Source organism: Methylolobus aquaticus (assembly GCF_054172105.1).
Genome location: NZ_JBSYXP010000015.1, coordinates 15,038 through 27,902, shown reverse-complemented (window position 1 = coordinate 27,902; position 12,865 = coordinate 15,038). Strand labels below are relative to the sequence as shown.

Below are 12,865 nucleotides of genomic sequence, written 5' to 3'. Positions count from 1 at the left end.
TCATACTTGGTAGAGCCCCTAACTGTCATGTGGCGACCCGAACGCCACACTTCATGATCGACGGCGGCCGCCGGCCGCGATGAATCTGCAGCCCTACATCGAGCGCATCCTGCGCGCACGCGTCTACGAGGTCGCCGTCGAGTCGCCGCTGGATCCCGCGCCGGCGCTGTCCGAACGCTACACCAACCGGGTGCTGATCAAGCGCGAGGACTTACAGACGGTCTTCTCGTTCAAGCTGCGCGGCGCCTACAACAAGATGGCGCAGCTCGATCCAGACGCCCGGGCAGCCGGCGTGATCGCCGCCTCGGCCGGCAACCACGCGCAGGGTGTTGCACTGGCCGCGCGCAAGCTCGGCATTCACGCGCGGATCGTGATGCCCTGCACTACGCCGGGGATCAAGATTGCCGCGGTTCGGAGCCATGGCGCCGAGACCGTGCTGTTCGGGGATGCCTATGACGAAGCCTGCGAACACGCCTTGCAACTGGCCGAGCGCGACCGTCTGACCTTCGTCCACCCCTACGACGATCCCGATGTGATCGCAGGGCAAGGCACGGTCGGCATGGAGATCCTGCGCCAGCATCCCGGCGACATCCACGCGATCTTCGTACCGGTCGGTGGCGGCGGCCTGATCGCCGGCATCTCGGCCTATGTGAAGTTCGTCCGGCCCGACACGCGCATCATCGGCGTCGAACCCGAGGACGCCGACTGCCTTAACCGCGCGATGAAAGCGCGGCGCCGCGTGATGCTGAAGCAGGTCGGTCTGTTCGCCGACGGCGTCGCCGTTCGGCAAATCGGCAAGGAAACCTTCCATGTCGCCCAGCACTGTGTCGATGACGTCATTACGGTGACGACCGACGAGATCTGCGCCGCGATCAAGGACATCTTCGACGACACGCGCTCGATCGCCGAACCGGCCGGCGCGCTGGGCATCGCCGGGCTGAAGAAGTACGCGGAACAGACGGGACTCCGCGATCAGACGCTGATCGCGATCGAGAGCGGCGCGAATATCAACTTCGACCGGCTGCGCCACGTGGCCGAACGCGCCCAGGTCGGCGAGCGCCGGGAGATGCTGCTTGCCGTCACGATCCCCGAGCGGCCCGGCAGCTTCCTCGATTTCTGCAGCACCCTGGGCCGCCGCAGCGTCACAGAATTCAACTACCGCTATTTCGACGAGCACGAGGCCCACGTCTTCGCCGGCATCGCGATCGCACCCAGCGCCGGCGACCGCGAACGGCTCATCGACGAACTGCGGGCCCGGGGCTTCGCGGTGACCGACATGACCGACAACGAACTCGCCGTCGAGCATATCCGCTATATGGTCGGCGGACACGCACCGCGCCTGCTGAATGAAGTGATCTACCGCTTCGAATTCCCAGAGCGGCCCGGCGCGCTGTTGAACTTCCTGTCATTGCTGAGCGGGCGCTGGAACATCAGCCTGTTCCATTACCGCAACCACGGCGCGGCTTACGGCCGCGTGCTGATGGGCCTGCAGGTTCCCAAGGCGGAACACCGGGCATTCCGCGAGTTCCTCGACGCGACCGGCTACGCCTATGCGGACGAGACGGTCAATCCCGCCTACCGCCTCTTTGCGGGCGGCAACGCGCGCCGCTGAGCCTGCGCCCTCCGACTCGCATCCGCCATGCCGGCTATTCCAGCGACAGGATGAATGCCCACTGTGGCTCGGTCACCGGCATCACCGACAGCCGGTTGGCACGCCGGATCAGCGGCAGTCCGTCCAACGCCGGCTGATCGCGAAGCTCTGCCAGGCTGATCGTACGCTGCAGCTTACGGACGAAACGCACGTCGACCATCAACCAGACCGGCTTCTCGGGCGCACTCTTCGGATCGTAATGGACATGCTCCGGATCGAACGCGGTAGCATCCGGATAGGCCTCGCGTGCGATTTCGGCGATCCCGACCACGCCGGGTACGGCACAGTTGGAGTGGTAAAAGAGCACTCCGTCGCCCGCTTTCATATCGTCCCGCATCATGTTGCGGGCCTGAAAGTTCCTGACCCCATCCCAGGGCTCGGTCTGGTTCGGCCGTTGCTCCAGATCGTCGATACTGAATTCGGTCGGCTCGGACTTCATCAGCCAGTAGCGCATGCTCTCTTCCCATCTGCCTTGAAATGGGCTCGATCATATAGCCATTCGCGACTTCGGTGCAGATCGCGGGTGCGTTGCAGCGAGCAGCCGGGCGAGCCGGCGGGCTGCGCAATCGATGACTACCCGAGTCAGCCGAGTTATGCTTCGCCCCCGTCGACAAGTCCAATGATCGAAACGGTGCCCCTCTGGTCAGCAGGAGGCGAGCTTTCGACCCAAAGCAGGCGGTCGACAGGACTGACATTGAATGGCTCGATTCAGACTGAACCGGACATCCGGAATCACACACTGGCCGGCAGGTCTTCGAACAAGGCGGATGCTGGGGTCCAAGTTCCGATTTCGCCCGTGGTCAGCTTTCGGCAAGGTACTTTAATTGGGGCCGCGCGCCGAAAACGGTCATTGGTCAGCGAGTCGGCAACTGAACTGAAGGGCAATCTCGGCGTTTCGAGCCGCAGAAGGAGTAATGAAGCCGAGACGCTAAAGGCGAGGCGCTTCTGCCTGCGCATTCAAGTCGGCAACGCCAGGATCGCTTCGACCAATGGCCGCAATTCCCTTTCCAGATCGTCGACCAGTTTCAGCAGAGCGGGCACACCGCGCCCATTCTTGATCTCTAACTCGAGCATTGCCGCTGCCGCTTGCACACTGCTCACGCCCAAGGTCGCGGAAGCACCCTTGAGGGAATGGGCGAGCCGCCGAGCCACGATGAAATCTTCGGCAGCCAACCGCTCGCGCAGGCGGGCGGGTTCTTCCGAATGCGTTTCGGCGAAGCGCCGTAACATACGGTGATAAAAGTCGAGTTTCCCTTGAACCGAGGTGAGTCCGCACTCGATATCCAGGCCAGAGATAGTGCTTAACCCTGCGAGCAAGGTGGCTTCGTAGGTTTCTCGGTCACCTTGCGGGGGGGTGTATGGCGCAACTCCCGCCTGCGGCGGAAGCCACTGCTCCAGCCTAGCGTGGAGAACATTCGGCTCCACCGGTTTGGCGATATGGTCGTTCATGCCGGCTTCCAGACAAGCTTGGCGATCCTCGCCGAAGGCATTGGCGGTCATGGCCAGGATCGGCGTAGCGCGGTGCTCCGGCAGGCGACGTATTGCCCGGGTGGCTTCAAGGCCGTCCATTTCCGGCATTTGCATGTCCATGAGGATCAGCGCGTAGGGAACCCGCGCCGCCATCTCGACGGCCTGCCGGCCATTCTCCGCCAGATCGACCTCAAGCCCTGAATTCCGCAGTTGTTCCAAGGCAACTTCCTGGTTGACCGGATTGTCTTCGGCCAGCAGGATCCGGACAGCCTGGAACTTGCCGGGCCATACCTCACCGGCCGCGGCAGGCTTCTCGATCGGCGCGGTGGGCAGGGTCAGGCCGGGGCGCTTGGCCAGGCGCGCGGTGAACCAGAACGTACTGCCCCGGCCTGGTTCACTGTCTGCTCCGGCTTTGCCGCCCATGAGTTGGGCCAACTGGCGGGTGATGACCAGTCCCAGGCCCGTGCCACCGAATCTGCGGGTGGTGCTGTTGTCGGCCTGCTCAAACGCACTGAACAACCGGTCGATTTGCGCAGCCTCGAGGCCGACGCCAGTGTCCTTTACCTCAAAGCGGATCAGCAGGTCGTTTTCGCTGTCTTCGACAATGCGTGTCTCGACGCGGATGCTGCCTTGCTCGGTGAACTTGATGGCGTTGCCCAGGTAATTGAGCAGCGCTTGGCGCAGACGGGTGGGGTCGCCGCTCAATACAGGCGGTAAGTCATCGGTGGCGAAGTGCAGGCTCAAGCCTTTGTCTCGCGCTTTTTCCACGATCAGGGAACGGATTTGGTCGAACAGGGTGGCGGGGGAAAAATCCACTGTCTCCAGGGTCAGTTTGCCGGCCTCGATCTTGGAGAGGTCGAGGATGTCGTTAATGATGGCCAGCAAATGGTGATTCGCTTCCTGGATCTTGACGAGTCGTTCCCGCTGGCCCGGTTCCGAGAGGTCGTTGCCAAGCAATTGGGTCAGACCCACGATGGCGTTCATCGGGGTGCGGATTTCGTGGCTCATATTGGCCAGGAAAGCGCTCTTGGCGCGGTTGGCGGCTTCGGCTTCCTCGACGCGGCGGGCCAACTCGGCGTTGAGGTGCGCGATGTGCCGATCCTTCGCCTTGCGTTCGCTGTTGTCGAACAGCGTCGTCCGGCTAAGAAGATAATGGCCGTCTTTGTCGCGCACCGCCGTGGCGCTCAACGAGACTGGCAGCACGGAGCCGTCCTTACGGACCAATTCAAGTTCCAGGTTGTTGACCTGACCGGATTCTTTGAATCGCGGGAAGTTCTGCTTGAAGACCCGCACGCTTGCGGGGGTAAGGATCTGGACCATGTTCAGGCGCGACACGACTTCCTCGCGCCGGTAGCCAAGCCAGGCCAGTTCGGTATCGTTGATCGCGACGATCATGCCGTCGGCGTCAAGGGAGTGGTAGCCACACGGCGCATGGTTGTAGAGGTCGGCGATCTCCGCCGCGCGTTCCTCCAGGGCACGGTTGGCGTCCTGCAGTTGCCGGGTGCGTTGATCGACCCGGTGTTCGAGATCGTGGCGATACCGCTCCAGTTCTTCCTCGGTTCGCTTGCGTTCGGTGATGACGTCGAATACGGCGACAAAACACCCGCTGCCCACCCCATAGACGGAGATGTAAAACCACATTTCCAGAGCGGATAGGTATATCTCCAGCCTTTCCGGCTTGCCGCCCGCCGCGACCCGGCCGTAGACGGCGAAAAGCTCCGGGTCCTTTTCACGCACGCCTGGGATGACTTCGGTGACGTTTTTTCCGATCACGTCATGCAGTCCGGTCAGTTGCTCGAACGCCGGGTTGACTTCGAGAAAGGCGAAGTCGCACGGTTGGCCGTTCTCGTAAATCATGCGGCAATAGGCGAATCCCTCCAGCATGTTTTCGAACAGCGAGCGATAGCGGGATTCACTGGCCCGAACCGCCTCCTCGGCGCGCAAGCGCTCGGTGATATCGATGACGATGCCGATGTAGCGTTCGGGTTTGCCGTCCGCCCCCATGATGGGACGGCCCCGTGCCATCAGCCAGCGTGTCGGCTGTCCTTCCGGGCGATTGACCCGCCATTGCGATTCGAATTCCCGGCCTTGGCTGGCCGCGTCGTTGACCAGTCGGGCGACCCGGCCGCGGTCGTCCGGGTGGATAGTGGCCAACCATGCCGCGTAGCTGGGCTCGCATTGGCCGGGCGTCAGGCCATAAAGTTCCCACAGAGTATCGGACCAGTAGTTGCGGCTGCCGTCCAGAACCCATTCCCAGGTGCCGGCGTGGGACGCATCTTGGGCCAACCGCATGCGCGCTTCGCTATCGCGCAAGGCCTCTGCCGCAGTCCGTAGCGCCGTGACATCGGCGTGGGTACCGATCGCCCGCCGAGGTTTGCCCTCGGCGTCCCGTTCCACCACTTGCCCACGGTCCAGAATCCAGCGCCAGGAGCCGTCCTTGTGCCGCAGACGGTGTTCGCATTCGTAGAACTCGGTGCGACCCTCCAGATGGTCGGTTAGCGACGCCATGACGAACTCGCGATCGTCGGGGTGAACCAGTCGTTCCCAAGAGCGGACATGAGGCTCGATGTCTGAGGGAGCGTAGCCGAGCATGGTGGCCCAGCAGCCTCCGAATTGCACCGCACCGCTAGGCACATCCCAGTCCCAAAAGCCCAGTTGTCCTGCCTCCAGGGCCAGCGCAAGCTGCTGCCGACTTTCCTCCAACCGTCTCTGTGCCTGCCGGCGCTCGGTGATATCGAGGTTGACGCCTGTGAGGCGCAAAGGCTTCCCCTCGGCATCCTTGAACCCCTGAAACCGCCCGGCAATCCAACGCACGCTGCCATCGGGCCGGACAATGCGAAATTCGGTTTGCACCGGCTTGCCCGTGGCGAGTGTTTCCTCGACTTTGGCGACCGCACCGGCGCGGTCATCGGGGTGGACCAATTCCTCCCAAGCGGGTTGCGTCCGCCCAAATTCACCCGGTGCGAGTCCGTACATCGCCTCCAATTCCGACGTCCAGATGTTCACGCCGGTTCGGACATTCAAGTCAAACGCGCCGATCCTGGCAGCCTCGGTCGCCAGCCGCAGTCGCGCCTCGCTCTCGCGTAGTGCGTCCTCGGCCCGCCTCCGCTCGGTGATGTCGCTGCCGACGGCCAGTATCCCGGTCACCCGGCCTTGCTCGTCGTAGATCGCGCGGTTGGTCCAAGCCATCCAGACGCGGCGGCCATCCCGGCAAACATTTTCATTGATGTGGTTGAGATAGCGATCCGGGTGGCTGACGATATCCTTGACCAGGCCTGAGTAGTCGATGCCGGTTGATCCCTGCGCCGGCAACAGGATGCCGACCTCCTTGCCAACGATTTCCTCGTTCCGCCAACCGAAGAACGACTGGGCGTATTCGTTCAGGAAGGTGACGCGACCGTCGCGGGACCAGCGGAGGATGGCGCTGTTGGCGTCTTGCACCAACTCGCGGTAGCGGCGCTCGCTTTCTTGCAGGGCCGCCTCGGCCTTCTTGCGTTCGGTGATGTCCTGCTTGATGGAAACATAACGGCACACACGGCCGTCTTCCCCCCGTACCGGGGTGATGGTCTGGTATTCATGAAAAAGGCTGCCGTCCTTGCGCCGGTTGACCAATTCCCCTTGCCAGACCTGGCCGGAACGGATGGTTTGCCACAGTTGCTCAAAGAATTCGCGGCTCTGTTGGCCCGAATGCACCAGTTCGTGCAGGGTACGGCCCAGCACTTCCGCCCGGCTATAGCCACTCAAGGCAAGGAATGCCTGGTTGGCCCATTCGATGCGGCCGTCGTCTTCGGTGATCACGATGGCGTTGGCGGCCGCATTGAGGGCCAGTCCGCGCAGGGCCAGGGTTTCCTCGAGTTGCCGGCGTTCCGTGACATCCGTTCCGATACCCCCCACGTAGTGCATTCCGGCGCTATCCTGGAAGGAAAACTTGCAATTGCGCCATATGCGGCATTTGCCGTCTTCGTCCAGGGTTTCCTCGTCGATCTCCATTGGGCGGCCAGCCGCCAGCACCGCCCGGTCATTGGCCATAAAGGACCTGGCGATTTCCGGCGGCCACAGGTCCTGGTCGGTCTTGCCGCGCCAGTCCTCCAGCCGCACATTGAAGAAGTCCTCGTAGGTCTTGTTGAGGTAGACGTGGCGCCCTGCTTCATCCTTGATCCAGACGATGGCCGGGTTGTTGTCCATGAATAAACGGAAGCGCTCCTCCGCTTCTTCCTGCCGGACTTCCGCCCGGTGCATCTCCGAGATATCGGTGAAGGTCAATACGGCGCCGACGCGCCCGCCTGATTCGTTGATATAGGGCGCGATTTGCATCAGGTAGTGGAAATCGCCCTGGTGGACGCGTTGCACCACCGTGTCCCCACCGGTGATCACTCCGTTGATCTGATCACGCAACTCGGGGAGGTCGAGATGGCAGGGAACGCCGTAGAGCATCTGGCCAATGTCTTTCGCCACCAATCCGAACACCCGTACCGCGAGGGCATTGAAGCGGGTGATCTTGCCTTCACTATCCGTCACCACCAGGCCGGTGCAGATCGAGTTCTGGATATTGTTCAGCGTGGTGTTGATCTGGTCCGATTCCTCGGACTTGAGCCGTAAGGCTTCGTTGAGCGTTTTCAGTTCTTCGTTGGAGGCCTGCAACTCTTCATTGGAAGCCTGCAATTCCTCGCTGGAAGACTGGAGTTCCTCGTCCAGGGACTGCGATTCCGCGTTGGAGGCCTCCATCGCCTCGATCATCGCCTCCAGGTGTGCCCGTGTATCCGCCAATTCCTCCCGCAGGCGAGCGGTTTCATCGGCCTGGTCGGATTCGGTCGGAACGGCCCCTGCGGCGCCGACGGGGCTTTCCTCGAAATGAATCAGAAAGGCCGAATCGGTGCTGTCCGGCGCCAACTTGACCCGGCGCAAGACCGGCCAGGCCCAGACGACCTGGTCATCCAACACCAGCGCCGCGCCAGTCCCCCGTAGGGTTTCCAGGTCTTCCCACGCCATCCGGTAGGCGAGGGTCTTGAGTTCGCCCCGCAATTCACGGGGACACAGTGAAAACAGCGAGAAATCGGAGTCGTTCCCGGGCAGGCTGAAATACCGTTCCGACCGGCCGAAAAAATACAAGGGTTCGAACTTGGCGTTGACCAACACGCCTGGCGGGCCGTGGCGCACCAAGGCCGAGCATGCGGCCTCTTCCAGGGATTGCTCAGGAAGACCGGGTTTAGCCCTCGCATGCGAGCGAGGCTGCGGCCATGCGGGTGGGGCGAACCACGCGCGGGGCTGGGCGAAGATGGCCGAGGCCGGACGGCGCCGATAGAGCCTCTGGTTGGTGTCGATGGCCTCGAACAGTTGCGAGTTGAATCCGGTGGACTCCGATCTTCCCAGCAGCAGCAGGCCGCCGGGTTTCAATGCGTAGTGAAAGGCCTTGAGCAGTGTCTCTTGCTGTTCCTGTTTTAGATAGATCAGCAGGTTCCGGCAAGTTAGCAGGTCCATGTTGATGAAGGGCGGGTGGCTGAGCAGATCATGGACCGAGAAGACACACAGTTCGCGCAGCTTTTTCGCGATGCGCCAACCCCCCGCTTGTTTCCTGAACCAGCGTTCGCGGTCCAGATCAGCCAACTCGTCGGACGAATACACCCCGGCGCGGGCGAATTCCAGGGCCTCCTGGTCGACATCGGTGGCGAACACCCGAGCATCGAAACGGCCCAGTCGATTGCCCAGAATCTCGCCGAGCAGGATCGCCACGGAATAAGCCTCCTCGCCGGTCGCGCAGCCTGCGACCCAGACCCGGATCGAGTCGCCCTCCCTTTTGCCGAGGATCAATTCTCGGAGAGCCTTTTCCAAGGCGAGGAAAGCAGGCCGGTCCCGAAAGAAGCACGAGACGGAAATCAGGAAGGACGCTTGTAACCGAGAGAGTTCCTCGGGATTACCTTTGGCGTGGGCCAAATAGTCCTCCACAGAAGCGAAGCCCAGAGTCTGATAGCGCCGGGTGGTTTGACGGCGCAGCGTGGCTTCCTTGTATTGGCTGAGATCGAGGTGTGTGGCCTCGGTGACCAGCCCAAGTAATTCGTCGAAGGGCGAGGAGGTGGCTTCCGTCCGCCCTTCTCCCAGACGTTCGCGCAGGGTTTCGACGCTGTTCAACCAGCGGCCGATATCCTCGGTGTTTCCGCAGAAGCAGCTGCCTGGTTGCCCCAGCGCGGAACTTGGCATGGCGGCCTGTTCCGCGTCTGCCGGAGCCTGGACGATAACGATACCGCCCGCTTTCCGGATGGCGTCCACGCCGACCGTGCCGTCGTGCCCGGAACCGGACAGGATCACCCCAACCGCTTGGTCCCGGAAGCTTTCGGCTGCCGAGATGAACAACTTGTCGATGGAAGGCGAGATGAACGCGGAGGGTTCTGGCGGGAGCAGTTCCAGATGTCTATCTCGCACCAGGACATCGTATCCCGGCGGACCAACATAGAGATGATCCGGCCGGAGGGGGGCGCCTTGGTCGGCGCCGAGAATGGTGAGCGCGCTATGGAAGCCCAGGATCTCGGCCAAATTGCTGACATGGGCGGGAGACAGATGCTGAGCCAGGACATAGGCCGTCCGGCCATGGCGCTCCAGCGAAGCGACCAGCGGGCGTAGCGCCCGCAACCCCCCCGCCGAGGCACCGATGACGACCAGAAAGGAGGGGGATTCGTTGGTCATGGCGACCGCGCCTTCTTCAGATGTGTGTGGGTTTGTTTACGGCCGATACCAGATCGCTAAATGAGGAATTCCGCCCGTGGCACGCTGACGAGGGGCGCTCTGTCCCCATTCCGACGGAGAATCTCAGTTTATCCCGATCGCGGGACGTCCAGCCTCGGGCAATCGGCCAGCAAGCGCCGCAAAGCTTCGAGCCTGACCGGTTTGACCAGATGTTCGTCCAACCCGGCGGCGCGTGACTTCTCATGGTCCTCTCGCCGCCCGTAACCTGTCAGGGCGATAAGCCGCACCATCCCTATTTCCTTGGACCGCCGCAGCGCGCGGGCGACCGCCCAGCCGTCCATTTCCGGTAGCCCGACATCAAGAAGCACGACATCCGGCCGTTCGGCCTGCGCCATTTCCAGCGCACTCGGGCCATCGTAGGCTATCCAGACCTCATGCCCGTCGTGCCGCAACAACAGGGCGAGGCTTTCAGCGACATCGTGGTTGTCTTCCGCCACCAGGATGCGGAGTCCGCCTGTGGGCGAAAAGGCCGCAGTCGCGGTTTGGGGGTCGGCGGACGGCGGGTCCAAAAGGCGCGGCAGCCGGATCGTGAACTCGCTGCCATGGCCCCGCCCCGCGCTGAAGGCCGCTACGCTGCCGCCATGCAGGTCCACCAGCTTTTTGACTAATGAGAGCCCGATTCCCAAGCCGCCCTCGGAACGGTCTAGGGTCCGACTCACCTGGTAGAACGGAATGAACAGATGAGGCAATGCAGCGGCATCGACACCTTGTCCGGTGTCGCGAACCCGGATGACGGTTTCGTTGCCGCCGGACTCGACGGACAATTCAATCCGTCCGCCCTGGTTGGTGTATTTGGCGGCATTGTTGAGCAGATTTGACACCGCCTGGGCCAGCCGGACCAGATCGCCCTCGACCCAGACCGGTTCGGGCGGCAGGTTGACAGCGAGTTCATGACGTCGTTCGTTGATCAACGGGAGGACGGTCTCGATGGCCCGGTGCACGATATCTGCCACGGCGAGCGGCGCTTTCAGGAGTTCGATCTTGCCCCGGGTAATGCGGAAAATATCCAGGAGGTCATCGACCAGCCGGGTCATTTGCGCGGTTTGGCGGTCGATGATGTCCCGGCACCAGGCCATCTGGGCTGCGTCCAGGTTGGGCCGCCGGAGGATCTCGACGGCGTTGCCGATGGGGGCCAGGGGGTTGCGGAGTTCGTGGGCCAGCATCGCAAGGAATTCGTCTTTTCGCTGGTCGGCTTCGATGAGGGCGGCCTCAGCCTGTTTCAGGCGGCCAATATCGAGGTTGATGCCTGCCCAGCAGAGCACCTGGCCCCGCTCGTCCCTAACCGGTACGCCACGCGCCAGAACCGGGTGGTAGTTGCCGTCCACACCCAGGAAACGATGTTCCATGTCCCAAACGCCCCCGGTGCGGACACACTCCTTCCAGGCGGTCATGGTGGGTTCGACATCGTCGGGATGCAGGACTTCGCTCCAGCCGAAATCCGAGCATTGTTCCTGGGTGATCCCCACCAGTTTGAGGAAAGATTCGCTGGCGTAGGTGTTGCGGCCATCGGGCGCACAAATCCATATCCCATAATCGATGGATTCACCGATGGCCCGGTAAATGCGCTCGCTCTCGCGCAGCGCTTCCTGGACGAGCCTGCGGTCGGTGATGTCCTCGGCGGACATGATGATGCCGCCGGTCCCGCCCTCGCTGTCGAGCCAGGGCACCACCGCCCAGCGCAGCCAGCGGCAGCTGCCATCGCCCTGAACCCACCGGTCCTCGTCGCTCTTTAGCGTGGCGCCGGCCAGGCACTGCCTATGGATATCCTTCCAACGGTCGGGCAGATCCGGGTGCAGTTCGTAATGATTGCGCCCGGTCAAGTTGGTGTTGCCCTTGCCGTACTCAGCAAGCCAGCGGCCGCTAGCGGCCAGATAATTCATTCCGCGGTCGAACATGGCGACGCTGATGGGCGCGTGCTGGATAAACGTCAGCAGTTGAGCCTGGTTTTTCTTGAGTTTCTCCTCGGCCAGTTCCCGCTCCCTTTCTGCGCGCCGCATTTCCGAAATGTCCGTGAAGGTCAGCACGGCGCCCTCGCATTCGTCGTGCTCGCCAATGTAGGGCACGATTTGCATCAGGAAATGCCGCTCGCCGATGCCGACGCGCTGGGCCAGAGTCTTTCCGCCATCCCCGATGACATCTTCGATCGCGGCGCGCAGGTTGGGCAGATCGAGATGGCAAGGCACACCACAAATGTGCTGGCCGATATCGCCTTCCACCATGCCGAAGATTCGCACCGCCATGGCGTTGAAGCGGGTGATCCGGCCTTCCCGGTCCACCACCACCAGGCCGGCATTGATCGAATTCTGGATGTTGCCCAGCGTGCTGTTGGCCTGGCTCAGTTCGAGCGACTTGTGGCGCAGTTCCTCGTTCAGCGTGGTCAACTCCTCGTTCGCCGCTTGGAGTTCCTCGTTGGACGACTGAATTTCCTCGCTGGATGCCTGCGCTTCCTCGTTCAGGGATTGCAATTCCTCGTTGGAGGCTTCCAACGCTCTGATCAAGGCCTCCATTTGCTCCCGCGTGCCAGTGAGTTCGTCTCTGAGACGCCTGATTTCATCAGCTTGGGCGGATTCGGTATCGGCGATCGGCACGCACTCGGCTGGGCGTTCCTCAAAACTGATCAAGATCGCCGGTTCGGCCCCCTCCGACGTGGGCTCGATCCGGCGCAGTATCGGCCTGACCCGTAAGGCCCCGCCCTCCAGTGGGAGTACCGTGCCGATCCCCGTCAGCGACTCCACGCGTTCTTCCGTCATGCGATAGGCAAGTATCTTCACTTCGCTGCGCAATTCCTCGCGGCACAGCGCCAATACAGAAAAATTCGCGACACCTGCGGGCAACGCGAAATAGCGCTCGGACTCACCGAAAAATCGTAGTGGCTCGAATCGGGCGTTCACCAGTACACCCGGCGGCCCATATGCCCGCCCCATCGCCGCGAGCGCGGCGTCGATTTGCGTTCGGGGATCGCGTTGGGGCTTGTCGCGGGTGAGCAAGGGTCGGTGCGGGATCATG

The 12,865-nt window shown here is 62.4% G+C and carries 4 protein-coding genes; 1 reads left to right on the top strand and 3 read right to left on the bottom strand.

Annotated features, from left to right (window positions below):
* Window positions 1-79: 79 nt before the first annotated feature.
* Complete coding sequence (gene ilvA, locus ACW73L_RS17655) at window positions 80-1,612, top strand: threonine ammonia-lyase, biosynthetic (RefSeq protein WP_498923899.1); 1,533 nt, start codon at window positions 80-82, stop codon at window positions 1,610-1,612.
* A gap of 34 nt (window positions 1,613-1,646) precedes the next feature.
* On the opposite strand, the gene ACW73L_RS17650 is transcribed toward ilvA, so the two are convergent.
* The 3 genes from ACW73L_RS17650 to ACW73L_RS17640 form a co-directional block, all read right to left on the bottom strand.
* The gene (locus ACW73L_RS17650) at window positions 1,647-2,105 is read right to left on the bottom strand and encodes an EVE domain-containing protein (RefSeq protein WP_498923898.1); all 459 of its coding nucleotides are present in this window, start codon (window positions 2,103-2,105) and stop codon (window positions 1,647-1,649) included.
* Between the two features lie 503 nt (window positions 2,106-2,608).
* Window positions 2,609-9,799 (bottom strand): PAS domain S-box protein, encoded by a 7,191-nt coding sequence (locus tag ACW73L_RS17645; RefSeq protein ID WP_498923897.1) that lies wholly within the window; start codon window positions 9,797-9,799, stop codon window positions 2,609-2,611.
* A gap of 128 nt (window positions 9,800-9,927) precedes the next feature.
* The gene (locus ACW73L_RS17640) at window positions 9,928-12,864 is read right to left on the bottom strand and encodes a PAS domain S-box protein (RefSeq protein WP_498923896.1); all 2,937 of its coding nucleotides are present in this window, start codon (window positions 12,862-12,864) and stop codon (window positions 9,928-9,930) included.
* Window position 12,865: the final 1 nt, after the last annotated feature.